Raw genomic sequence first — 23,164 nt, 5'->3', positions numbered from 1 at the left:
AGTTCCACTAACGATCCAGAATGCATTGCGATCCTAAATCGACAATGTCTATCTGGATGGATGTTGCGGCATTCCGGTAGCGACACCCGCTCTGTCGTGCTATTGGGAACTTGAGATCTTTATGGCGCAGATTGCTACTGTCCGATCTGCACGCTACAGCCCGATATAGCGCGCCTGATCCATGTGAGGGCTTCATCCCTCTGGATCTATCGCGTTCTATCTCCTCGTTCCTGTTCGCGAGGAGATACAACATGAGCGCTACGGCGAAGACTCCCATCAGAAGGACCATCAGACGGCAGAAGTTGCGCGAGATGGTGCCGCTGGCCGACAGCACCATCTACGAAATGGAGCAGCGCGGGCAATTCCCCAGGCGTTTTGCCCTTACAGCGCGCTGCATCGTCTGGGACCTGAGCGAGGTCGAAGCCTGGCTCGCCTCTCGCCGTGCCTCCCCGATCCCCCGTGCAAAGCACCCAGATGTGGCTCTGCGCAAAACCCGCCCCGTCAAAGAGCCGGCTCGAGCTCCAAAATAGGCATTGACGGCGGGATAAGCACGGCCGAGCGCTTGCGCCCGTCCACCCAAGCTTCCACGATGTCAGACCACTCCTGCATCATGTGCCTTCGCTGTGCCTCATACTCGGCTTTGTTGTAGACGCCGCGCGACGAGCGCCCGTCTTCATGCGCCAAGCACTTTTCGATCCAGTCGCTGTTGAACCCCAGTTCGTTCAGCAGCGTCGAACCTGTCCGCCGCAGATCGTGCACTGTAAACGGTTCCAGGGGCAAACCTTCCGCCTTCGCCCGTTCGACAACTGCGTAGGTCACCCGGTTGAAGGTGGCGCGCGACATCGGGGCATCTGCATCGTACCGCGACGGCAGAAGGTATCTTGAATTTCCCGCGCAGGTCTTCAGGGCAATCATGATGTCGAGCACTTGGCGCGACAGGTAAACGTTATGCGCCTTCGAGCGCTTCATCCGCTCCTTCGGGATCGTCCAAACCGCATTCTCGAAGTCAACTTCGTCCCAAACCGCGTCCTGCAGTTCGCTCTTCCTTACCATCGTGAGGAGATAGAGCCTCATTCCCAGACGGATCGTGGGAAGCGTGGCGACGTGTTCGAGCTGCTTCAGCATCACCCGAATTTCAGAGGGCGAAAGCGAGCGGTCCTTCGGCACAAAAGTGGCGATTGATGCCGGCCCCACTTCGTCGGCCGGGTTGGCGACCTTCTCACCATGCAAGATGGCGAAGCCGTAGATCTGCTTCAGGATGTCTCGCACATGGATAGCCGTCGCCGGAGCACCACGCTCAACGATACCGCCGCAATGGGCTCTTAGATCGTCTGGCGTGATCTCAGTCAGGAGACGATTTCGCCAGACGGGCAGAAGCTCTCGCTCGAAGATGGAACGCCGCATGGCACGCGTGCTGTCTGCCATCGGCGCGGCGGTGAGCCACTTCTCCCCAAACTCTCCGAAACTCCTGGCCTCTTTCAAGCGGCGCTTATCGCGCTGCTTCTCTATCGCCGGCGATAGTCCTTCGCCAACGGCGCGTCTAGCGTCGATGCACTTCTCTCGAGCCCGGGCAAGCGAGATACCATCGCGCCCGTACCTGCCAAGATAGACAGTCTCGCGGCGGCCGTTGAGCCTGTAGTCCAAGCGAAATGAGATCGCACCACTGGGCATGACGCGGACATACATGCCATCGCGGTCAGCGACCTTGTAAATCTTCTCTTTTGGTTTCAATGCCTTGAGGGCGGCGTCCGTCAGCATCCCTATTGCCTCCTGAAAAGTACCGTCAGCACAAATCCGAGGCTCAGAGACAGATATTCACCATTATATTCAATGGTTTAATACGAAAAAAGTACCGTCACGAGCCTCATTGCCCCTGACGGTACTTTCAAAAATGATGCTAAGCAATATGCCCGAGGTCCGTCAGACGGACCGCCAGCGCCAAACTCTACCCACCGATAGATGCCGATGGCCATCGACAGGATTTATTTTTGTTTTCAGTGACTTATGTCGTCCAATAGCGTAAATTCGGCGGCATTCGGATGGGCCTGAATCATTCCCACTCGATCGTGCCGGGCGGCTTGCTGGTCACGTCGTAGACCACCCGGTTGATGCCCTTGACCTCGTTGATGATGCGGGTCGCGGTGCGGCCGAGGAAGGCCATGTCGTAGGGGTAGAAATCGGCGGTCATGCCGTCGACCGAGGTGACGGCCCGCAGGGCGCAGACATGGTCGTAGGTGCGATAGTCGCCCATCACGCCGACGGTGCGCACCGGCAGCAGAACGGCAAAAGCCTGCCAGATCACGTCGTAGAGCCCGGCCTTGCGGATCTCGTCGAGATAGATCGCATCGGCCTTGCGCAGGATGTCGAGCTTCTCCCGGGTGATCTCGCCCGGGCAGCGGATGGCGAGCCCCGGCCCCGGGAAGGGATGGCGGCCGACGAAGGCCTCGGGCAGGCCGAGCTCGCGGCCAAGCACGCGGACCTCGTCCTTGAACAGCTCACGCAGCGGCTCGACGAGCTTCATCTTCATGCGCTCGGGCAGGCCGCCGACATTGTGGTGGCTCTTGATCGTCACCGAGGGGCCACCCGAAAAAGAGACGCTCTCGATCACGTCGGGATAGAGCGTGCCCTGGGCGAGGAAATCGGCGCCGCCAAGCTTCGCCGCCTCGGCGTCGAAGACGTCGATGAAGAGCCGGCCGATGGTCTTGCGCTTGGCCTCGGGGTCGGCACCGCATTTGGCAAGCTCGCTCAGGAAAAGCTCTTCAGCCTCAACATGGACGAGTGGGATATTATAGTGATCCCTGAACAGGCGGACGACCTCTTCGGCCTCGTTCATCCGCATCAGGCCGTGATCGACGAAGACGCAGGTGAGCTGGTCGCCGATCGCCTCATGGATCAGCACCGCGGCGACCGCCGAATCGACGCCGCCCGAGAGCCCGCAGATCACCCTGCCCTTGCCGACCTGCGCCCGGATCTTGGCGATCGTCTCGGCCCGATAGGCGGCCATGCTCCAGTCGGGCGTGCAGCCGCAGATGTTCACGACGAAGTTGCGCAGGAGCTTCGCGCCGTCCGGCGTATGCACCACCTCGGGGTGGAACATGGTCGAGTAGAAGCGCCGGCCCTCGTCGCTCGCGACCGCATAGGGCGCGTTCTCGGAGGTCGCCTTGACGCTGAAGCCGGCCGGGAGCTGGGTGACGCGGTCGCCATGGCTCATCCAGACCGGATAGCGGCCGCCCTCCTCCCAGACGCCCTCGAACAGGGCCGAGGGCGTGACGATCTCGACATCGGCACGGCCGAACTCGGCGGCATGGCCGCTCTCGACCCTGCCGCCGAGCTGCTGCGCCATGGTCTGCTGGCCATAGCAGATGCCGAGTACCGGCAGGCCTGACGAGAAGACCTCCTGCGGCGCGCGGGGCGAATTGGCGTCCGGCACCGAGGCCGGGCCGCCGGAGAAGATCACGCCCTTGGGCTTCATCCGGGCAAAAGCCTCGGAGGCCGACTGGAACGGCGCGATCTCGCAATAGACGCCGATCTCGCGCACCCGGCGCGCGATCAGCTGCGTCACCTGGCTGCCGAAATCGATGATGAGGATGGAGTCGTGGACGACGGAGTTTTGGGGCTGGGCGCTCATCGCGCTCGGTTACGCCATCACGCGCGAGCGCGCAACGGCAGAGCCGCGAGGCTCAGGCGGCTGCGGCAAGGCAGCTCAGATAGAACCCGTCCGTGCCGGTCCGCGCCGGCGACAATTGCAGTCCGCTACCCGTCGCGAAGCGTGCAAGCAGGCCGTAATCGACCTCGCCCGCGCCGAGCACATCGTGCATCGCGACCAGCCCGAAGGCGGGATGGCGCGCCAGGAAGGCCTCGACCGCCAGATCGTTCTCCTCGGGCAGGACCGAGCAGGTGATGTAGGCGATGCGGCCACCCGGCCTGACCAGCCTGGCGGCGCGGTCCAGCACCTCGGCCTGCTCCCTGATCCGCTCGGCCAGCGCGCCGGGGCGGACCCGCCATTTCGCATCGGGATTGCGCCGCCAGGTGCCGGAGCCGGTGCAGGGCGCATCGACGAGCACCAGATCGGCCGTTCCGGCAAGGTCGGAGAGCGCGTCATGGCCGCGATTGCGCGGCACGCGCACTTCGACATTGCCGGCGCCGGAGCGCGTCAGGCGGTCATGCAGGGGCGCGAGCCGGCGGCTGTCGAGATCGGTCGCGAAGATGCGGCCCTGGTTCGCCATCAGGGCGGCGAGCGCCAGTGTCTTGCCGCCGGCTCCGGCGCAGAGATCGACCGCGACGTCGCCCGGCCTGGCGCCAGCCAGCGCCGCGACGAGCTGGGAGCCTTCGTCCTGGATCTCGAACTCGCCGGCGAAGAAGGCCGGCTCGCTCTGCAGCGAGGGGCCGCGCCCATCCGGCCCCGACTGGAAGCGCAGCGCATCCGGCGACCAGGCCCCCATCTCGGGCTGCAGATGCGCCAGCGCGGCCCGCAGCGTGTCGCGTCCGGTCTTCAGGCGGTTGGTCCGGATGTCGACGGGCGCCCGTGCGGCAAGGCCTTCGCCCTCGGCGACCGCCTCCTCGCCGAAGGCCTCGACGAAGGAAGGCCAGAGCCATTCGGGAATGTCCGCGCGAACCCAGTCGGGCGCGTCGGAAAGATCGAAGGCGGCGAGCCTGTCCGCCTCGAGCTCGGTCAACGGCGCCGGCGCATGATTCTCGCCGGTGAACAGGGCGACGATCTCGTCGGGGCGCAGCCCGCGTTGGCTGACCAGCATGCCGAGAGCCAGCGCCCGCGGCGTCTCCTCGCCGAGCGCATGGGCCGAGGAAGCCCGGCGGCGCAGCGCGTCATAGACCAGCGAAGCGACGGCGGCACGATCCTTCGAGCCGGCGAAACGGCGCGCCAGCCCCCAATCCTTCAAGGCGTCGGCGGCGGGCCGGCGGCGCTGGATCAGATCCGTCAAGACCTCGATGGCGGCGCTGATGCGGGCGGCGGGGGTCATGTCCGGCTTTCCTGAAGTGCTGCCTGCCGGATCGCGCGCGATCCTGGCCGATTCTGAACTGGATAGGGCTCTTGACGCCGTCGTTCCACAAGCACAAGGACGATACAATAGCTTCCGTAACGCCACCTCAGCCACAAGGCCGCCGCCATGATCAAGCTCTCCCGCCTTGCGCTCGCCGGCCTGTTCTGCCTTTCGCTGGCCGCCTGCGCCACCCGGCAGCAGGATCTGACGCCGCCGCCGGCCAAGCTGCTCGACGCCAAGACCAAGCTGGAAAGCGGCCGGCGCTGAGCGCATCCCGGGGACGACCTCCGGCGCCCAGACGCCCGTTCGGGGCGCTCTTGCCGGGCTCAGGCCGCACCGCGTCGTCCTCCTGATACCGACGAGCGATAGCGCCCGCCTTCAAGACGCTGTCATATCTGCCGAGCACGCTTGCCGCCTCATCCGCGACCAAGGATCGGATCGACATGAAGCCCCTGCTCCAGCCCGCGTCCATGCTGGCTACATTCGCCCTCGCCGTGGCGGCGCCGGCCGCCCATGCCCAGGCTCCGACGCTGGACGGCAAGCCGGCGCTGATCGTCGCCCATCGCGGCGCCAGCGGCACCCTGCCCGAGCACACGCTGGAAGCCTACAAGCTGGCCATCGAGCAAGGCGCCGACTTCATCGAGCCCGACCTCGTCGCGACCAAGGACGGGGTGCTGGTGGCGCGGCACGAGCCGATGCTCTCCGGCACCACCGATGTCTCGACCCGGCCGGAATTCGCCGCGCGCAAGACCATGAAGAAGGTCGATGGCGTCGAGACCAATGACTGGTTCGCCGGGGACTTTACCCTCGCCGAGATCAAGACCCTGCGGGCCAGGCAGGCCTTCGCCGACCGCGACCAGTCGCATAACGGCAAGTTCGAGATCCCGACCCTGCAGCAGGTGATCGACCTCGCCAAGGCCGAGAGCGCCCGCACCGGCCGCACCATCGGCATCTATCCCGAGACCAAGCACCCGATCTTCCATGCCGCGATCGGGCTGCCGCTCGAGGACCGCCTGCTCGACGCGCTCAAGGCCGCCGGCTGGACGCAGAAGAGCGCGCCGGTGATCATCCAGAGCTTCGAGACCGCCAACCTCAAATATCTGCGCGGCAAGACGGAACTGCGCCTGGTGCAGCTCGTCGATGCCGACGGTGTCGACAAGGACGGCGGCATCGTCCTCACAGCTCCCTTCGACAAGCCCTATGACTTCGTCGTCACCGGCGACAAGCGCAGCTTCAAGGACCTCGTCACCGCCGAAGGGCTGAAGGAGATCAGGACCTATGCCGACGGCGTCGGCCCGTGGAAGCCCTATATCCTGGCGGGAAAGCAGGTGATCGGCGAGGACGGCAAGCCGCGCGACCTGAACAGCGACGGCAAGATCGACGAGCAGGACCGGGTCCTGATCGCGCCGAGCAATGTCGTCAGGGACGCGCACGCCGCGGGCCTGTTCGTCCACAGCTGGACCTTCCGCAGCGAGCCCAAGCGCCTCGCCTCCGATTTCAAGGGCGATCCGGCGGCCGAGTACAAGGCCTTTCTGGCGCTCGGTATCGACGGGCTGTTCTCTGACTTCCCCGGCACGGCGGTGAAGGCGCGCGACGCGAAATAGCCGGCAGTATCAAGCCGGCAAGGACAAGGCCCGTTCCGCCGGCGCGGAACGGGCCTTTCGATTGAGGCGATCAGGTTCTTCGATGCAGCCGTGCGCGATCAATCGCAGACGCGGGTCGTGCGGCGGACCTCGCCACGCGGGGTATCGCGGGTCTCGATCACCGTGCGGCAGTCGCCGCGGCGGCGCTCGGCGCGATAGTCGCGGCGGCGTTCATAGCGGTCGCGCTCGCGCCAGCGCTCCTCGCGCCGGATATCGCGGTCGATGGCGCGCTCGCGGGGCGAACGGGGGTCGACGGTGACGCCGCCCGGCCCGATGTTCAGCGACTGGGCGTTGACGCCGGCGCTGCCGAGCAGCAGGCCGACCGCGAGCGTACTGAGAAGAAATTTCATGGCGTTTTCCTCCGCTTTCGGGGCAGGAAACGAGAGAAACGCGCAAAAGTTCCCTGTCATGGCAGCGCCGGGGCGAATGAAAAAGGGCCGGCGCCATCAGTGCCGGCCCGATATCGGCTGCCGAATAGAGGGATTCAGTGCAGGATCTGGCTGAGGAAGAGCTTGGTGCGTTCGTGCTGCGGGTTCTTGAAGAACTCGTTGGGCTCGTTCATCTCGACGATCTGGCCGGCATCCATGAAGATCACCCGGTCGGCGACCTGGCGGGCGAAGCCCATCTCATGCGTCACCACGAGCATGGTCATGCCCTCGTCGGCGAGCGTGACCATGGTGTCGAGCACCTCCTTGACCATCTCGGGATCGAGCGCCGAGGTCGGCTCGTCGAACAGCATGATCTTCGGGCTCATGCAGAGCGAGCGGGCGATGGCGACGCGCTGCTGCTGGCCGCCGGAAAGCTGCCCCGGATATTTCAGCGCCTGCTCGGGGATCTTGACGCGCGTCAGATAGTGCATCGCGATCTCGTCGGCATCCTTCTTGGGCATCTTGCGGACCCAGATCGGCGCCAGCGTCAGGTTCTCCAGAATCGTCAGATGCGGGAACAGGTTGAAGTGCTGGAAGACCATGCCGACATCGCGGCGGATCTCGTCGATCTTCTTGAGATCGTTGGTCAGTTCCGTGCCATCGACGATGATCTGGCCCTTCTGGTGTTCCTCCAGCCGGTTGATGCAGCGGATCATCGTCGACTTGCCCGACCCGGACGGGCCGCAGATCACCAGCTTCTCGCCGCGCCCGACCTTGAGGTTGATGTCGCGCAGGACGTGGAACTCGCCATACCACTTGTTGACGCCGATCATCTCGACCGCGGTCTCGGTGTTCAGCGAGGTCTGCTTCAGCGCCGCGGGGCGCGGGGCACCGGTCTTGGTCTCTGCCATGGCCATGTTCTTGTCCTCCTCAACGCTTCTGGCCGGCGGCAAGCCGCTTCTCGACCGAGATCGAATAGCGTGACATGCCCCAGCAGCACAGGAAATAAAAGATCGCGGCGAAGGCGTAGCCTGTCGCGCGGGTGGTCGGCGTCGCCCAGGTCGGGTCGACCAGCGTCGCCTCGATGGTCCGCAGGAAATCGAAGATGCCGACGATGGTGACCAGCGTCGTATCCTTGAACAGCCCGATGAAGGTGTTGACGATGCCCGGGATGACGATGCGCAGCGCCTGCGGCAGGATGATCAGCCGCATCATGCTCCAGTAGCCGAGGCCGAGCGACATCGCGCCCTCGTACTGCCCCTTCGGCATGGCCTGCAAACCGCCGCGGATGACCTCCGCCATATAGGCGGCAGCGAACATGGCGACGCCGATCAGAGGACGAAGCAGCCGGTCCGGCGAATACTCCTGCGGCACGAACAGCGGCAGCATGGTGTTGGCCATGAACAGCACGGTGATCAGCGGCACGCCGCGTACCAGCTCGATGAAGATGACCGACAGGAGCTGGATGATCGGCAGCCGGGAGCGGCGCCCGAGCGCCAGCACGACGCCGAATGGCAGCGAGAAGACGATGCCGACCGCCGCGATCAGGAAGGTCACCATCATGCCGCCCCACAGGCCGGTGTCGACGCGGGGCAGACCGATGCTGCTGGCAATCAGGCTGAGCAGGGTCAAGACCACGAGCGCGAACAGCACGAGCTGCTTGGGTCCCGAGAACCGCTTCAGGGGCGAAAGCTCCTCGACGACCGCGACCCCGGCCGCGCCGATATGGAAGCTCGCCAGGCGCGGCACGAAGGACAGCACGACATAGAGCGCGGCGAGCAGCAGCGTCACCGTCATGCCGACGCTCAGCAGGCGCTCGGGGCCCGGCCCGCCGAGCAGCAGGACATAGGCCGAGATCGGCATCAGCACGAAGAAGTAGAAGAAGCCGAGCTTCTTCTTCGGCGCCTGGGTCCACAACATCCAGACGACGCCGAGCGCGAACATGGCGAAGACGATGTTGACCCGCCAGCGCTCGCTGATCGGATAGGAGCCGTAGATGAAGTACTGCAGACGGTCGGCGACATAGGCCCAGCAGGCACCGACCGGCCGGCCGACCTTGTCGGCGAGGCAAGCATCGCGGTTCTGGCCAGTCCAGACCGCATCGATGAAGTAGAAGCGGAAGAGGTCCGGAACTGTGGTCACCACGATGTAGACGCAAACCAGCGTCAGCAGCGTGTTCAGCGGCCCGGAAAACAGGTTGTTGCGGACCCAGGCGAGCGGCCCCGCGACGGAGAGCGGCGCCGCCTGCTGCTCCAGCGTCTCCCTGCGGACGAAGGCGTAGGGCGCCATTTCGGTGGTAGCGTCGGTCATCGGGGCACCCTCACCGTTCGACCAGCGCCATGCGCCGGTTGTAGATGTTCATGAACAGCGACGTCACCAGTGAGATCGTCAGGTAGACCGCCATGGTGATGGCGACGACCTCGACGGCCTGACCGGTCTGGTTCAGCACCGTTCCGGTGAAGACCTGGACGAGATCGGGATAGCCGATCGCGACCGCCAGCGAGGAGTTCTTCGTCAGGTTGAGATAGTTCGAGGTCAGCGGCGGGATGATCACGCGCATCGCCTGTGGGATCACCACCAGCTTGAGCGTCGGCCCGGCGCGCAGGCCGAGAGCGTTGGCAGCCTCGGTCTGGCCCTTTGAGACCGCCAGGATGCCGGCGCGCACCACCTCGGCGATGAAGCCGGCGGTATAGGTGGTGAGGCCGAGCAGCAGCGCCACGAATTCCGGGAAGATCTGGATGCCGCCGCGCAGGTTGAAGCCGGCGAGCTCCGGATAGACGAACGAGACCGGGCGGCCCGTGGCGAAATAGACCAGCAGCGGCACGGCGACGATCAGGCCGAGCCCGACGAGGCCGATCGGATACTGCTTGCCGGTCGCGGCCTGCTGCTTGCGGGCCCAGCGGTGGAAGAAGAAGGTCGCGACGATGCCGAACAGGAAGGCCCAGACGATCAGGCTGCCGCCGGGGCCGAGCTGCGGGTCGGGAAGGTAGAGGCCGCGATTGTTGAGCAGCGCGCCGGCCGGAAGCTGGATCGACTGGCGCGGATTGGGCAGCGGCTTCAGCACCGCATTGTACCAGAAGAAGAGCTGCAGCAGCAGCGGCAGGTTACGGATGACCTCGACATAGACCATCGCGATCTTGGCCACGACCCAGTTGCTCGAAAGCCGGGCGACGCCGACGAAGAAGCCGAGGAAGGTGGCGAGCACGATGCCGATCGCGGCGACCAGCAACGTGTTGAGCAGGCCGACATAGAAGGCCCTGCCATAGGTTCCGGTCGAGGCGTCGTAGGGGATCAGCTTCTGGTTGACGTCAAAGCCCGAAGCGTTGTTCCAGAATCCGAAGCCCGAGGCGATCTTCTGCGCCCGCAGGTTCTCGATGGCGTTGGACGCGGCCGAATAGAGCAGGAAGCCGACGATCGCGAGCAGGACGAACTGATAGACATAGCCCCGGATCCTGGGGTCGTAGAGGAGCGATGCTCTGCCCGGACGAACCGGCTCCGTGGAAATCGTGGACACGTCTGACGCCCTTTTCGAATCTGGCGGCCGAGGTCCGGAATCGATCCTTACGGGAACCGATCACGGCCGTTTTTTCCGGCTCGCCCATGCGGAGACAAGGTGGACGATGCGCGGCCCGAAGGCGGCGCGTCGCTGGGTTTCAGCGGATCGGCGGCACGTATGGCAGGCCGTCGCTGGCCCAGAGCGCATCCTGGCCGCGGGCGATCTTCAGCAATGTGCTGGAATCGACATTGTGCGCGAAGCTCGCGCCGTAATTGCCGACATGCTTTACGACGCGGTGAGCCCAGTCATCGGCCGGGACACCGCCCGCACCCTGCGCCTGTGCAGCGGTGAGGCCCATCACCCCAGCGGCGGCGAGAAACGCCGCGCCCATGAGCTTCTTCATCTTGTTTTCCCCTGTCTGGCGGAACGGGTTCCTGCCCGTTCTCGGTTAGCTAGCAAGTCCCGGACCAGTCCCCGGCCCGTTCGAGTTCCTTTTCCCTGCGATGACGACGGAATTCGGGGCGAACGGCTCGAAGGTGCCCGCCCCCTGTCTCAGATCACCGGATCGGCGGCGCGTATTGCAATCCGCCATTGGTCCAGAGCGCATTCTGGCCGCGTATCATCTTCAGTACCGAGCGGCTACCGACGGTGCGCTCGAAGCTCTCGCCGTAATTGCCGACATGCTTGATGATCCGGTAGGCCCAATCCCTGGTCAAGCCGAGGCCCTCGCCGAACTTGCCGTCGGTCCCGAGCAAGCGCCTGATCTCGGGGTTCTCCGACTTCAGCATCTGGTCGACATTGGCCTTGGTGACGCCGAGCTCCTCGGCGTTCAGCATGGCGAAGTGCACCCATCTCACCAGCTTGAACCACTGCGGGTCGTTATCGCGCGTCAAGGGGCCGAGGGGCTCCTTCGAGATGATCTCCAGCAGCACCATGTGGTCGTCCGGCGCGGTCAGTTTCAGGCGCTCGGCATAGAGGGACGACGCATCCGTGGTGAAAGCGTCGCAGCGACCCGCGTCGTAGGCCTTGATCGTTTCGGCTCCGGTATCGAAGGCGACGATCTGGTATTTCAGTTTGTTGACGCGGAAGAAGTCGGCGATGTTGAGTTCGGTCGTCGTGCCCCGCTGTGCGCAGATCGAGGCGCCGGAGAGCTGCAGGACAGAGGCGACGCCGAGCTTCCTGCGAACCATCAGGCCCTGGCCGTCGTAATAGTTCACGCCGACGAAGAGCAGGCCGGGCGGGGTATCGTTCGATATCGTCCACGTCGAGTTGCGGATGAGCACGTCGACATCGCCCGACAGGAGCGCCCGGAAGCGGTCATTGGCGGAGAGCGGGATGAACTTGACCTTGGTGGGATCGCCGAAGATCGCCGCGGCGATGGCGCGGCAATATTCGACATCGAGACCGCCCCAGTTGCCCTGCGCGTCGGGTGCGCCAAAGCCGATGAGGCCGGGATTGGAACCACAGTTCAGAATATTGCGGCTCTTGACCTGATCGAGGGTCAGGGGCGCCTGCGCATTCGCGGCGCCGAGCGCACCCGCGATGACGAGCAACGCCGCGCTGATAATTCTGATCATGTTTTTCCCCCTGTCTGGCGGAGCGGGTTCGTCCCGCTCTCGGTCAGTTGGCAAGTCCCGGACCGGCCCGGACCACGCAAACCACCTTTTTTGCAGCATCCTGGAAAGGATCGGGGCGGGCGCCGGAAGCGCCCGCCCCTGTCAACTCAGCGCACCGGCGGCGCGTATTGCAGGCCGCCCTTGGTCCAGAGCGCGTTCTGGCCGCGGGCGATCTTCAGCAGCGAGCTGGCACCGACGTTGCGCTCGAAGCTCTCGCCGTAATTGCCGACATGCTTGATGATCCGGTAGGCCCAGTCGGGCGTCAGGCCGATCGCCTCGCCGAACTTGCCCTCGGCGCCGAGCAGGCGCTTGATCTCCGGATTCGGCGACTTCAGCATCTCGTCGACATTGGCCTTGGTGACGCCGAGCTCCTCCGCGTTCACCATGGCGAAGTGGACCCATTTCACCAGGTTGAACCACTGCGCATCGTTGTTGCGCGTCGCCGGCCCGAGCGGCTCCTTCGAGATGATCTCGGGCAGGACCATATGGTCGTCCGGCGCGGTCAGCTTCAGGCGCTCGGCATAGAGGCCCGAGGCGTCGGTGGTGAAGGCGTCGCAGCGCCCGGAGTCGTAGGCCTTGACCGTCTCGTCGGAGGAGGCGAAGGCGACGACCTCGTATTTCAGGTTGTTGGCGCGGAAGAAGTCGGCGAGGTTCAATTCGGTCGTGGTGCCCTGCTGGGTGCAGACCGAGGCGCCGGAGAGCTGCAGGGCCGAGTTCACGCCGAGCTTCTTGCGGACCATGAAGCCCTGGCCGTCGTAATAGTTCACGCCGGTGAAGAGCAGGCCGAGGGCGGTGTCGCGCGACATCGTCCAGGTCGAGTTGCGGACCAGCACGTCGACCTCGCCGGACTGCAGCGCGGTGAAGCGGTCCTTGGCCGAAAGCGGGATGAACTTGACCTTCGCCGGGTCGTTGAAGATCGTCGCCGCGATGGCGCGGCAGAGTTCGACGTCGAGGCCGACCCAGTTGCCCTGCGCGTCCGGCAGGCCGAAACCGGCGAGGCCGGTATTGGCGCCGCAGTTCAGGATGTTGCGGCTCTTGACCTGGGCGAGGGTTTGGGGCGCCTGCGCCTGCGCCGTCGTCGCGGCAAGCGCCAAGCCCAGCCCGGCGACCGCGGCTGCCATAAACTTCTTCATCGTGATCTCTCCCACTGATTTCCCCACCGGCAGATGCCGGGCTGGGGCGTGCCGGTTACCTGGCATCGTCGCGACTTGGATGTCCCGTTTGATGCACCATTCCTGAGCGGCTTCCGGCCTCGGTCGATTGCCAGAGCGCTCCATGAGCGTCAAGCCAAGCTCCCCTGCGTGCCTGCCTCTTTTCACCCCCAACATCACATGCGAGTTTCGGGGGGTGGTCAAGTATGACCGCCTCCGATTCCTGCCCCGCGGCCCGCCCCGGATCCCATGAAAAAGCTGTCATCGCCCGAATTCTCGCGCCTGCGCGAGAAGACCCGCCTCGCCCTTGCCGGCCGCGACCCGGCCGACAGCTACGGCTTCGTCAATCCGCCGATCGTGCGCGGCTCGACCGTGATCTACCCGAACACCGAGGATTTCCTGGTTCGGAAGGCGCGCTACAGCTACGGCACCTCCGGCAGCCCGACGATCGACGCCCTGCTCGCCGCCGCCCAAACGATCGAGGGCGGCGCCGGCGTGCTCGCCTGCTCATCCGGCCTGCTCGCCTGCACCCTGCCCGCCCTCGCCTTCCTGACCGCCGGCGACCACTTTCTCGTGACCGACAGCGTCTATCATCCAATGCGCAATTTCTGCGAGCGGATGCTGCCGCGCTACGGCGTCGAGGTCACCTATTACGACCCTCTCATCGGCGCGGGCATCGCCGAGCTGTTCAAGCCGAACACGAAGGCCGTCTGGACCGAGTCGCCGGGATCGCAGACGCTGGAGGTCCAGGACATCCCGGCGATCGTCGCCGCGGCCCATGCCCGCGACATCATGGTGATGCTGGACAACACCTGGGCGACGCCGCTCTTCTTCGACGCGCATGCCTTCGGCGTGGACGTCTCGGTCCAGGCCGGGACGAAATACTATGCCGGTCACTCCGACGTACTGATCGGCACGGTGTCGGCCCGCACGCCGGAACTCTACCGCCAGCTCCACCAGACCTGGAACGCGCTCGGCGTGATCATCGCCGCCGAGGACGCCTATCTGACGCTGCGCGGCATGCGCACCCTCGCCATCAGGCTCAAGGAATTGCAGCCCGCGGGGCTGGAGATGGCGAACTGGCTGGCCGCGCGGCCCGAGGTCGCCCGCGTCCTGCACCCCGCCATGCCGCATGATCCCGGCCATGCCATCTGGAAGCGGGACTTCACTGGCGCCTGTTCGCTCTTCTCGATCGAACTCGAGCCGGTCTCGATGAAGGCGGTCGCCGCCATGCTCGACGGGCTCACGCTCTTTGGCATGGGCGCATCCTGGGGCGGCTATGAGAGCCTGGTGCTGCCCTTCGACTGCACCCGCTACCGCACCGCGACCAAGCCCGGCTTCAAGGGCCCCACGATCCGCCTGCATATCGGGCTGGAGGACCTCGAAGACCTCAAGGAGGATCTCGACGCCGGCTTCGCCCGCCTGCGCGCCGCAGGCTGAGCGGCGCCGGCGCGGCCGCCGGACGCTCAGCCCGGCCCGGAGTTGGTATCCTCGCCGCGCGCCCTCGCCCGCAGGACGAATTGCAGGTTGCGCAGATAGACGAACAGGCCGAAGCCCTGCCCGATGATGAAGACCGGGTCGCGCCGGTAGAGCGCATAGACGAAGAGCAGCGCGCCGCCGCCGATCGAGAACCACCAGAAGGTCATCGGCACGACCGAGCGCTGCGCCTTCTCGCTGGCCAGCCACTGCACGACGAAGCGCATGGTGAACAGCCCCTGCGCGACGACGCCGAGCAGGACCCACCAGTCGACATTGTTGACGAAGACCTCGTGGAAATAATCGCCGATCTTGTGTTGCAGGTCGATGAGCATCAGCGCACCTCCGCCACGATCTGGGGCACGCGCCGGCGACGCCGGATCAGCCACCAGACGCCCAGGAGATCGAGCATACCGACCCAGAGCCGGTCGAAGAAACCGTAATTGGAGGCGCCGGTGAGGCGCTGCCGGTCGTGCACGTCGTGATGAGCGATGGCGTAGCCCTCGCGCACGATCAGCGCCGGCATGAAGCGGTGCAGCGCGTCGAAATAGGGCAAGGCGAGATAGACCTCGCGGCGGAAGCATTTCAGGCCGCAGCCGGTATCGCGCGTCGCATCCTTGAGCACGGCGCTGCGCACCTTGTTGGCGATGCGCGATTGCAGGCGCTTGAAGCCGGTGTCCTTGCGGCCGACGCGCTGGCCCTGGACCAGGCCGATGGCGGGCCCGGCCGCCTCGAGCTGCGCCAGCATCGCCGGCAGGAAGGAAGGGTCGTTCTGGCCATCGCCGTCGAGCGTCGCGACGATCTGCGCCTTCGCGGCGCGCACGCCGCTGCGCACCGCGGCCGACTGGCCGCAGGATTGCGCGTGCCGGACGATCCGCAGCCAAGGCCGGGCCGCGGCAAGCTCGGCGAGCGCAGCCGCCGTGCCGTCGCTCGAGCCGTCGTCGACATAGATCACCTCGAACGGTGCGATATCGCCGCAGGCGCTCTCGATATCGCGGATGAGCGGGGCGATATTGCCTGCCTCATTGCGCACGGGAACGACGATGCTGAGGCGCGGCGGGCCGGAGGACGGCACGGATTCGGTCACGGAAACGGGTCTTTCTGCAGTTACGGGCGCAAACTGCGTCAAGCGACGCGGCGGGGCAAGCGCCGATCATTCGCGGACATGGACGCTGATGGAAAGGCGCCTGCCGCCATTGAGGTTGAAGCCCCGGAGCGTGGTGACGAGACGAGGCGCCGGGTCCATTCCGGCGATCGCCTGGGCGAACCCTTCCGCCGCACGCTGCTCGACGAGCGCGACGCGGCAGCCCGGTTCGCGCAGGAAGGCGGCGGCTGCGGCGCCGTCATAGCCCATCGCCAGATCGGTGCCGACCAGGAAGACGAGGCTCGGCTCGCGATAGCCGACCGTGATGACCTTCGGCGCCGGGCAGTTCAGCGCCCGCACCGTCTCGGCCAGCCGCGGCGACAATTGCAGAGACCGCAGGCTCGGCGCGGCGAGGCCGAAGACGCCGGCGCTGAGCAGCAGGCTCGCGATCACGCCGCGCCAGAGCGCGCCCTCGGTCTCGCCGCGCCGGAAGGCCAGGAAGCTGAGGAAAGCGGCAAGCAGCGCCAGCGCCAGCACCGGCAAGGCGAGCCAGGGCAGCGTCCGGTCGAGCGTCCAGTTGCCGTAGAGGATGACGCCGACGAGCGCGGCCGGCACGAGCACGACCAGGAAGGCGGTCAGGCTCGCGCCGCGCCGGAAGCGGTCGATGCCGCCATTGACCAGTGCCAGCAGCAGCAGCGCCGTGACCGCCGGAAAGAGCGGCAGGACGTAATGCGGCAGCTTGGTCGGCACCGCCTCGAAGATCAGCCAGGACGGCAGGATCCAGGCGAGCAGGAAGAGGATCTGCGGTTCGCGGCGCCGCACCCAGGCAAACGGGATCGCCATGGCGGCCAGCGCCGCAGCCGGCCAATAGGTGCCGAAGAACAGCAGCAGATAGAGGCCGGGCGGCCCCCAGTGCTTCTCCTGTCCCTCCCCGACCTTGCCGAGCATGTCCTTGCCGACGCTCTCGGTGAAGAAGTCGCCGCCGCTCTTCACCGCGATGGCGATGAACCAGGGCAGGACGACGACGAGGCAGAGCAGCAGGCCGGCACGCGGCCGCAGCGGCGCGAGCCAGCGCAGCGAGCGTTCGCGCAGGCTCAGCACCAGCGCCGCCAGGCCCCAGACCATCGGCACGATCGGCCCCTTGACCAGCAGCGCCAGCGCCGTCGCCGACCAGAACACCAGCCAGTTATGGCGGCTCGGGACGAAGGCGAGCGAGCGCGTCCAGTCGAGCCAGGTCCGGGCGAGCGCGCCCATGGTCGCGACCGCGCAGGCGGCCAGCACCGCATCGGTCTTGGCGATCCGCGCCTCGACGCCGAGCAAGACGGCCGCCGCCATCAGCGCCCCGCCGAGCAGCGCCAGCCGCGCGCCGACGAAGGCGAGCAGCGCCCAATAGGTCAGCAGCACGGTCGCGATCGCGCCGATCAGCGAAGGCAGGCGGTAGAGCCAGATCGTCGTGCGGGCCTGCGGCACGCCAAGCGCCTCGCCGGCGGCGACGCTGGCCGACTGCAGCCAGTAGATGCCGACCGGCTTCTTGTGCCTGGCCTCGTCCTGGAAGCGGATGTCGACGAAGTCGCGGCTCTCCAGCATCTGCTTGCTGGCCTGGGCGAAGCGCGGCTCGTCGCGGTCGAAGGGCTGCAGGCTGGCAAAGCCCGGCAGGAAGGCGCCGAGCGAGAGCAGGACCAGCAGCAGACAGGCCCGCCAATGGCTCGCCGAGGCGAAGCCAGCGAGCCGATCGAGCCCAGAGCCGAACGAGGACATCGACACTCCTTGCAGCCGCAGCTTGCGGGGCCGCGGATTGAGACCACCCGAACGCCGAAGGGGTGTCGCGGGCAGTTCCCGCCGTCGGGGCGCAGCGCATGGCCCCGCTTTCGGGCGTGATCATGGCGGCGCGGCACCGGGGCGTTTACGGCCTCGCGCCGCCAGCGGCAAGATGGCGGCGGCGCCAGCCTTCCGCGCTGCCGGCGATGGCGACGTTTCGCCGCCGCCGCGCTATCGTGATCGGGCGCCGGATCGAGGCGCCTTGCGAACGAGGGCTTGGTCGAGATGCTGTGGCGCGCCCTCAAGACCGGCCTCCTCGGCCTTGTCCTCGGCCCTGTGCTGGCGGTCCTGGCCGTGATCGCGGCGATGATCTTCGACCCCAAATGCGGCGTCGGCGATTCAGGCGGCTGCGCCATGGGGCTGGTGACGGTTCCGGTGGCGGTGGCGCTGCCGAGCTTCGCGCTGTTCTTCGCTGCCAGTCTCGCGATCAGCCTGTGGCGGGTCCGTCCGACGATCCGGCAGTTGCGCAACTGGGGCCGGGAAGACTAGCCGGCACGGTGACGGAAGGCTCGGTGCGTGCCATCGACCCGGCGCCATCCCAGGGAACCCGCCATCCGCCTGCCACGTTGTGAGGGGTACTCGCCGCGCGCCGCGGCAGCTTATCGACGGCAGGAGCCAGGACAGGACCATGAAGACACCGATCGCCGTCCATACCGACGAGGACTACGAACAGGCGCAGCGGCGCGTGGCCGAACTGAGCGCGACCGACGACAGCCCGGAGAAGGATCGCGAGCTGGAGGAGCTCGCCGAGGCCATGCTGGCCTGGGAACTCCGGCGCAACGAAGCGATGGAGTGAGCGTCGCCTAGCGCTCGTCCGGAGCTTCCTGCGCGCCTTGCCCCTTGCTGACGGCGCCGGCTTCCTCATCGTCCGGGGAGCGGTCACCGCCGGCCCAGCGCTCGATCGAGTGGTCGACCGCCAGCAGAAGGAGAGCCACGACCACCGCCGTGCCGACAATCGCCCAGTCGCCGCGCCCCGCCGCACAGCCAAGGGCGGCGGTCACCCAGATCGCCGCGGCCGTGGTCAGCCCCCGCGGATGGATTTCCCGTTGCCGCATGACGATGGTGCCGGCCCCCAGGAAGCCGATGCCGGTCAGAATTCCCTGGATTACCCGGCTGGCGGCGTCGGCGTGCCCGGGCTCGACGAAGATCGACGTCGCCGCCGCCGTTCCCAGGCCGACGAGCCCGAATGTGCGGATGCCCGCGCTCTTCTGCTTGCGCGTCCGCTCGAAGCCGACCGCAACGCCCGCAGCCGTGCCGGCCAGAAGCCTGCCGATGAGCTCGAGCTCGCTGATCATCGCCCACCCTCTCGTCGCTCGCGGCCTCGCCCGCCCGCTTCGGGCAGGAGGCGAGAATCGGCTGACCGCCCAGTGAAGCCGTGTGCGAGCGGAGAAATCAATCGGCGGAGGCATGCGAGCCACGCCGCGATGACAGGCCCGGCACTGCAACGTGAATGCAGCCGGCATCTTCGGCCCGGCCTGAACCGCGCATCCGGTACGACACCGAACAGCGCTGCCATCGTGACTGCGCGTCCGCCGGACCTCCGGAAACCGGACCTGAGGCCGTGTCAGAGCGCTTGCAAGTGATGATGAGAAACGACGATACTGTTACCCATCTGCTACCCGGAGGCTTGAAATGCTCCTCACGCGCGCGAATCCAGAAGGCAAGGCAGAAGTCACGTTCCGGGACGACGAGATCAAGGGCTTCGGCCTGCGGCTGCGGGAGGGAGGCGCCCTCATGATCACCGCGGCCCGGCGCGAAGAGGTCGCCGGAATGCGGTGGTCGGAACTCGATCTGGCGCGCAGCGAAGATCCTAAGTTAGTATATATTATTTGATGATATCGATGTATCTATCACGTTGTTTTTAGCTTCCCAGGTAATATCGCGGGGCGCTCATGCTAATCGATGCACGTGACGTTCCATCTTCAGAAATAATTGATGCGGACCTTTGTATAATTGGCGCTGGGGCAGCAGGCATAACTCTCGCACTGCAGTTTATCGGCAAGCCGTTCAAAGTAATTGTGCTGGAGGCTGGCGGTCTCAAGCCAGACGCCGTTACGCAGTCCCTCTACGCAGGGGAGGTTGTTGGTCTGCCTTGCGTTCGCCCGGATTTGAGTCGAAGCCGTTTTTTTGGCGGCAGCACGAATTGCTGGGGCGGCTGGTGCAGACCGCTCGACGAAATGGATATGTTGGGGAGAGCGTGGATTCCCAATAGCGGCTGGCCGATTACGCGACGGCAACTCCAGCCGTATTATGAAAGAACACACGAAATCCTGCAACTCGGGTCGTTCAACTACACGCAGGCGAGCTGGATGGAAGAGCTGGCTTCAAGCCAGGTGCATTTTTTTCCACTGACCGACAGCTCCATCGACAGCAAAGTATGCTTGTTGAGCCCGCCGACCCGGTTCGGGAGTCTCTATCGGGAACGTCTCGAGCGCGCAGCCAATATCCATGTTTTCCTGCATGCGAATGTCACTGAAATCCATACCGATGCCACGGCTTCGACAGTGACGGCGATTGACGTTGCCGCGCTATCCGGCAGCCGCTTCAGCATTGCGCCTCGGGTCGCGGCACTGTGTTCTGGCGGGATCGAGAATGCCCGTCTGCTGTTGGCTTCCAATGGAGTGCAGCAAGCCGGGCTCGGGAACGCTCATGACGTGGTCGGGCGTTACTTTATGGACCATCCGAGCATCGGCATGGGTGTCGTCCGCCTGCAGAACCAGCGGCATCACCGCAGGCTTTACGACAGTTCCCTCGCGTTGACGCGCCGCCGGGTCAACCTGCCGCATATTCGTGTCGCGGCCCATCTTGCTCCAACCGAGCGGTCGCAACGCGAATTGTCGCTTGCAAATTCGCGCAGCTATTTGATGGCGCGATATTTCCACTCGGTCTCGGAGTCCTACATAACTCTGAAGGCGATCCGCCAAACCATTCGGAATGGCGAGCGGTTCGGACCTCAGATCAAGGAAGCGGTGGGGCAGACAGTTGCAGCGCTACCGAAGCTGCTGCTCAATGTTCCGCAGCTGACCCTGGCACTTCTGGACAACCGACTCAATCCCGACTTCGTCTCGCGAAATTTCCAGATCGAAACCATTATCGAGCCGGTTCCGAACCCGGAGAGCCGTGTCACGCTTTCAGACAAGCGGGACCGACTGGGCGTACCGCGGGTCCGTGTCGACTGGCGGCTGACCGAGGACGACAAGCGTCATTTCAAGGTTACGCACGATCTGGTGACATCCGAGTTGGAGAATAGCGGCGCCGTCATGGTCACCGACAAGGAGGAGCATGTTGCCGCCCGCTGGCCGGAAATGGTTCAGGGCTGCTGGCATCACATGGGAACGACCAGAATGCACCTCGACCCCAAGAGAGGCGTCGTCGATGCAGACTGCAGGGTTCATGGAATGAGTAATCTGTTCGTGGCGGGGAGTTCGGTTTTCCCCACCGGCGGGAGCGACACGCCCACGATTACCATCGTCGCTTTGGCTCTGAGGCTGGCCGAGAAGCTCCAGACGGCGCTCAGGTAGGCCAAGTAGTAGGTCTTCAATCTGCCGGGCAGATGCCTGGAGCCGGATCCGATCAGGTTGAATCAACCTGATCGGTGAATCCGCCTCTAAGCTATGGATAGAGAACGCGTGATCCGATCAGATTGCATCGCAATCCGATCGGCGCGTTCTCTAGCCCAGCTACCCATGTGTTACCCGGCTCAGGCAGCTGGTAACGCGCTGGAAAGCAGCCAACTTAAGTAGCTGAATTCAAAGCAAAAAATGGCGAGCCCGACAGGATTCGAACCTGTGACCAGCAGCTTAGAAGGCTGCTGCTCTATCCAGCTGAGCTACGGGCCCGTAGCGATGCGGCGGGCATGCGCCCTTCGCCTGAAACGCTTCAGTGCGTCCACTGGCCGACGCGGTTGAACTTGAAATTGTCCGAATAGGCCATCGGCCGCCGCTTGGCCTGGTGCGGCTGCTCGAGACGGTAGGCGATGCCGTTGCGCTCGGCATAGGCGACCGCTTCCTCGGCGCTGTCGAACCAGAGTTGGAGCTGGCTCTTCATGTCTCCCGACGAGGTCCAGCCCATCAACGGCTCGACCTCGCGCGGCCGCTCCGGCTCGTATTCGAGCAGCCAGCGGCTGGCCTTGGCCGTGCCCGACTGCATCGCCGTCCGAGCGGGGCAATAGATGCGTGCGGTCATGCTCTTCCTCGTCTTCACCGCCTGCCGGCCGGGCCTTCGCGAGAATGGTCGGGGCACCAGGATTCGAACCTGGGACCCTCTGCTCCCAAAGCAGATGCGCTACCGGGCTGCGCTATACCCCGAAGCTCCGCAAGTGCATGGAAACGCTTGCCGAACTGTCGCTGCGGCTTCCCGAGGCACGCCGCGACGCGCAACGCAATAGCACCACGGCACCGATTTGGGAACATGCCGCTTCGTCGCGACCAACTCAGCCGGCGACGATAAGATCGCGCGAGGTCTGCGACGCCGATCCGCGGCCTTCCCGGATCGCAGGACATCTCGATGCAGCGCCAAGCGTCGGCGCGCACGAAGACGCCACCTTAACGGTGATACAAGGGCGGAAAGGCTGTTTCGGCGCGCTCACGAAGGGCCGGCGCGAAAATCGAGATGGCTTTGGGGTGGACCTTGAAATGCGCCGGCGTCGCGGTGACGATCTCGCCATCGGTGTTGACCGGCATGGGCCTCTTGGTCTCGATGTCGAACTCGACGCATTTCGCCGTGCGAACCTCACGCCAGGCGCCATGCGTTCCAGAGCGGAACGAGCGTAGCATCAGCGCCAGCTTGCCGAGGTTCTTCATCTCGAGGCTATAGAGATCGAGATGCCCGTCATCGATCTCGGCGTTCTCCTGCACGACATTGCCGCCGCCATAGTGTCGCCCGTTGCCTACTGCGATCTGGTAGGTCTCGACGTCGATCGCCCGCCCCTTCTCGGTGATCTTCGCTCTGAACCTCGACGCGCGGGTCAGGACCTTCATGGCGGCCAGGGCGTAACCCAGCCTGCCGAAACGCTTTTTCAGCATCGGGTCGAGACTTTGCGCGAGCTCGCTGCTCAGCCCGATGCTCGCGACATTGAAGAAGGCGTGCCCGTTGACGGTACCCACGTCGACGGCGCGTGTTTCGCCACGCGCGATCACATCGGCCGCCGCCGCGAGGTCCATCGGTATGTCGAGCGTCCTGGCGAGGTCGTTTGCCGTCCCCATCGGAATGATGCCCAACGGCAGGCCGCTCTCCATCGCGGCGAGCGCCGCCGAAGAGACCGAGCCATCGCCACCGCAAACGATGACGAGATCGGCCCTGTGGCGCAGCCGCACGATATCGCGGGCGATCTCCGGCAACGCCTCGAACGTCTCGACGGCAACCTTGAGGCCGCCGCCTTCCAGGCGCTGGAGAAGAGGCGCGATCGATTCCTGGCCGCGCCGCGCCTTTGGATTGCGCAGCAGCAAAGCGCGCCTCGGTGCTGATTGATTCAACGGGCTATCCAACCGGTGGGTCATGGAGGACGGCAGGT

General features: G+C 65.3%; 24 protein-coding genes and 2 tRNA genes. 8 read left to right on the top strand and 18 right to left on the bottom strand.

Annotation, left to right across the window (positions count from 1 at the left end):
• Positions 1-251 precede the first annotated feature (251 nt).
• Positions 252-530: a helix-turn-helix transcriptional regulator gene (locus V6M56_RS06605; protein ID WP_332682266.1), complete on the top strand. Its 279-nt coding sequence runs from the start codon at positions 252-254 to the stop codon at positions 528-530.
• Here the strand turns inward: V6M56_RS06605 and V6M56_RS06600 are convergent.
• From V6M56_RS06600 to V6M56_RS06590, 3 genes are all read right to left on the bottom strand, one after another.
• Positions 502-1,758, bottom strand: coding sequence for a tyrosine-type recombinase/integrase (locus tag V6M56_RS06600; protein ID WP_332682264.1), 1,257 nt, complete (start codon positions 1,756-1,758; stop codon positions 502-504). The two genes, V6M56_RS06605 and V6M56_RS06600, sit on opposite strands and share 29 nt — an antisense overlap.
• Positions 1,759-2,050: 292 nt before the next feature.
• A complete protein-coding gene (guaA, locus tag V6M56_RS06595) occupies positions 2,051-3,628 on the bottom strand; it encodes a glutamine-hydrolyzing GMP synthase (RefSeq protein ID WP_332682263.1) in 1,578 nt (525 codons plus the stop codon).
• 52 nt (positions 3,629-3,680) lie between these two features.
• The gene (locus tag V6M56_RS06590) at positions 3,681-4,979 is read right to left on the bottom strand and encodes an RsmB/NOP family class I SAM-dependent RNA methyltransferase (protein WP_332682261.1); all 1,299 of its coding nucleotides are present in this window, start codon (positions 4,977-4,979) and stop codon (positions 3,681-3,683) included.
• Positions 4,980-5,126: 147 nt separating this feature from the next.
• On the opposite strand from V6M56_RS06590, the gene V6M56_RS06585 reads away from it, so the two are divergent.
• Together V6M56_RS06585 and V6M56_RS06580 are read left to right on the top strand one after the other, a co-directional pair.
• Positions 5,127-5,267 carry a hypothetical protein gene (locus tag V6M56_RS06585; protein ID WP_332682259.1) on the top strand — a complete coding sequence of 47 codons (141 nt, stop codon included), beginning with the start codon at positions 5,127-5,129 and terminating at the stop codon, positions 5,265-5,267.
• A 176-nt stretch (positions 5,268-5,443) separates the two neighbouring features.
• Complete coding sequence (locus V6M56_RS06580; protein ID WP_332682258.1) at positions 5,444-6,604, top strand: glycerophosphodiester phosphodiesterase; 1,161 nt, start codon at positions 5,444-5,446, stop codon at positions 6,602-6,604.
• 98 nt (positions 6,605-6,702) lie between these two features.
• Here the strand turns inward: V6M56_RS06580 and V6M56_RS06575 are convergent, their stop codons facing one another.
• The 7 genes from V6M56_RS06575 to V6M56_RS06545 all read right to left on the bottom strand — a co-directional run bounded on the left by V6M56_RS06575 (position 6,703) and on the right by V6M56_RS06545 (position 13,256).
• Positions 6,703-6,993, bottom strand: a complete 291-nt coding sequence (locus V6M56_RS06575; RefSeq protein WP_332682257.1) for a hypothetical protein — start codon at positions 6,991-6,993, stop codon at positions 6,703-6,705.
• 134 nt (positions 6,994-7,127) lie between these two features.
• Entirely contained in the window at positions 7,128-7,922 is a 795-nt protein-coding gene (locus tag V6M56_RS06570) for an amino acid ABC transporter ATP-binding protein (protein ID WP_332682281.1), read from the bottom strand.
• A gap of 19 nt (positions 7,923-7,941) precedes the next feature.
• Positions 7,942-9,321, bottom strand: a complete 1,380-nt coding sequence (locus tag V6M56_RS06565; RefSeq protein WP_332682255.1) for an amino acid ABC transporter permease — start codon at positions 9,319-9,321, stop codon at positions 7,942-7,944.
• 10 nt (positions 9,322-9,331) lie between these two features.
• Entirely contained in the window at positions 9,332-10,516 is a 1,185-nt protein-coding gene (locus V6M56_RS06560; protein WP_332682280.1) for an amino acid ABC transporter permease, read from the bottom strand.
• A 148-nt stretch (positions 10,517-10,664) separates the two neighbouring features.
• Complete coding sequence (locus tag V6M56_RS06555; RefSeq protein WP_332682253.1) at positions 10,665-10,910, bottom strand: hypothetical protein; 246 nt, start codon at positions 10,908-10,910, stop codon at positions 10,665-10,667.
• 154 nt (positions 10,911-11,064) lie between these two features.
• Positions 11,065-12,084 (bottom strand): amino acid ABC transporter substrate-binding protein, encoded by a 1,020-nt coding sequence (locus tag V6M56_RS06550; protein WP_332682251.1) that lies wholly within the window; start codon positions 12,082-12,084, stop codon positions 11,065-11,067.
• A gap of 146 nt (positions 12,085-12,230) precedes the next feature.
• Entirely contained in the window at positions 12,231-13,256 is a 1,026-nt protein-coding gene (locus V6M56_RS06545; RefSeq protein ID WP_332682250.1) for an amino acid ABC transporter substrate-binding protein, read from the bottom strand.
• Between the two features lie 267 nt (positions 13,257-13,523).
• On the opposite strand from V6M56_RS06545, the gene metC reads away from it, so the two are divergent.
• Positions 13,524-14,714, top strand: a complete 1,191-nt coding sequence (metC, locus tag V6M56_RS06540) for a cystathionine beta-lyase (RefSeq protein ID WP_332682248.1) — start codon at positions 13,524-13,526, stop codon at positions 14,712-14,714.
• Between the two features lie 26 nt (positions 14,715-14,740).
• On the opposite strand, the gene V6M56_RS06535 is transcribed toward metC, so the two are convergent.
• The 3 genes from V6M56_RS06535 to V6M56_RS06525 all read right to left on the bottom strand — a co-directional run bounded on the left by V6M56_RS06535 (position 14,741) and on the right by V6M56_RS06525 (position 17,592).
• Positions 14,741-15,085 carry a lipid-A-disaccharide synthase N-terminal domain-containing protein gene (locus V6M56_RS06535; RefSeq protein ID WP_332682246.1) on the bottom strand — a complete coding sequence of 115 codons (345 nt, stop codon included), beginning with the start codon at positions 15,083-15,085 and terminating at the stop codon, positions 14,741-14,743.
• Complete coding sequence (locus V6M56_RS06530; protein ID WP_332682245.1) at positions 15,085-15,837, bottom strand: glycosyltransferase family 2 protein; 753 nt, start codon at positions 15,835-15,837, stop codon at positions 15,085-15,087. The genes V6M56_RS06535 and V6M56_RS06530 overlap by 1 nt, the downstream gene beginning before the upstream one ends.
• Before the next feature lie 66 nt (positions 15,838-15,903).
• Positions 15,904-17,592 (bottom strand): ArnT family glycosyltransferase, encoded by a 1,689-nt coding sequence (locus tag V6M56_RS06525; RefSeq protein ID WP_332682243.1) that lies wholly within the window; start codon positions 17,590-17,592, stop codon positions 15,904-15,906.
• 285 nt (positions 17,593-17,877) lie between these two features.
• Here V6M56_RS06525 and V6M56_RS06520 point away from each other — a divergent pair, with 285 nt between their 5' ends.
• Complete coding sequence (locus V6M56_RS06520) at positions 17,878-18,141, top strand: hypothetical protein (protein WP_332682241.1); 264 nt, start codon at positions 17,878-17,880, stop codon at positions 18,139-18,141.
• 139 nt (positions 18,142-18,280) lie between these two features.
• On the top strand, positions 18,281-18,448 hold the full coding sequence (locus V6M56_RS06515; RefSeq protein ID WP_332682239.1) for a hypothetical protein: 168 nt from the start codon (positions 18,281-18,283) through the stop codon (positions 18,446-18,448).
• 7 nt (positions 18,449-18,455) lie between these two features.
• Here the strand turns inward: V6M56_RS06515 and V6M56_RS06510 are convergent, their stop codons facing one another.
• Positions 18,456-18,947, bottom strand: a complete 492-nt coding sequence (locus V6M56_RS06510) for an MgtC/SapB family protein (RefSeq protein ID WP_332682238.1) — start codon at positions 18,945-18,947, stop codon at positions 18,456-18,458.
• A 337-nt stretch (positions 18,948-19,284) separates the two neighbouring features.
• On the opposite strand from V6M56_RS06510, the gene V6M56_RS06505 reads away from it, so the two are divergent.
• A complete protein-coding gene (locus V6M56_RS06505) occupies positions 19,285-19,485 on the top strand; it encodes a hypothetical protein (protein WP_332682237.1) in 201 nt (66 codons plus the stop codon).
• Positions 19,486-19,544: 59 nt separating this feature from the next.
• On the top strand, positions 19,545-21,173 hold the full coding sequence (locus V6M56_RS06500; protein WP_332682235.1) for a GMC family oxidoreductase: 1,629 nt from the start codon (positions 19,545-19,547) through the stop codon (positions 21,171-21,173).
• A gap of 241 nt (positions 21,174-21,414) precedes the next feature.
• Here V6M56_RS06500 and V6M56_RS06495 read toward each other — a convergent pair.
• The 4 genes from V6M56_RS06495 to V6M56_RS06480 all read right to left on the bottom strand — a co-directional run bounded on the left by V6M56_RS06495 (position 21,415) and on the right by V6M56_RS06480 (position 23,150).
• Positions 21,415-21,491 (bottom strand) — tRNA-Arg (locus tag V6M56_RS06495).
• A 40-nt stretch (positions 21,492-21,531) separates the two neighbouring features.
• The gene (locus tag V6M56_RS06490; protein WP_332682233.1) at positions 21,532-21,837 is read right to left on the bottom strand and encodes an ETC complex I subunit; all 306 of its coding nucleotides are present in this window, start codon (positions 21,835-21,837) and stop codon (positions 21,532-21,534) included.
• 45 nt (positions 21,838-21,882) lie between these two features.
• Positions 21,883-21,959, bottom strand: a tRNA-Pro gene (locus tag V6M56_RS06485).
• 237 nt (positions 21,960-22,196) lie between these two features.
• Positions 22,197-23,150, bottom strand: coding sequence for a lipid kinase (locus V6M56_RS06480; protein ID WP_442881094.1), 954 nt, complete (start codon positions 23,148-23,150; stop codon positions 22,197-22,199).
• Between the last annotated feature and the right edge of the window lie 14 nt (positions 23,151-23,164).

The organism is Allobosea sp. (assembly GCF_036675845.1).
In the GTDB taxonomy this organism is placed as follows: domain Bacteria; phylum Pseudomonadota; class Alphaproteobacteria; order Rhizobiales; family Beijerinckiaceae; genus Allobosea.
The sequence above is the reverse complement of the archived record's forward strand: the minus strand, read 5'-3'. Positions and strand labels throughout refer to the sequence as shown.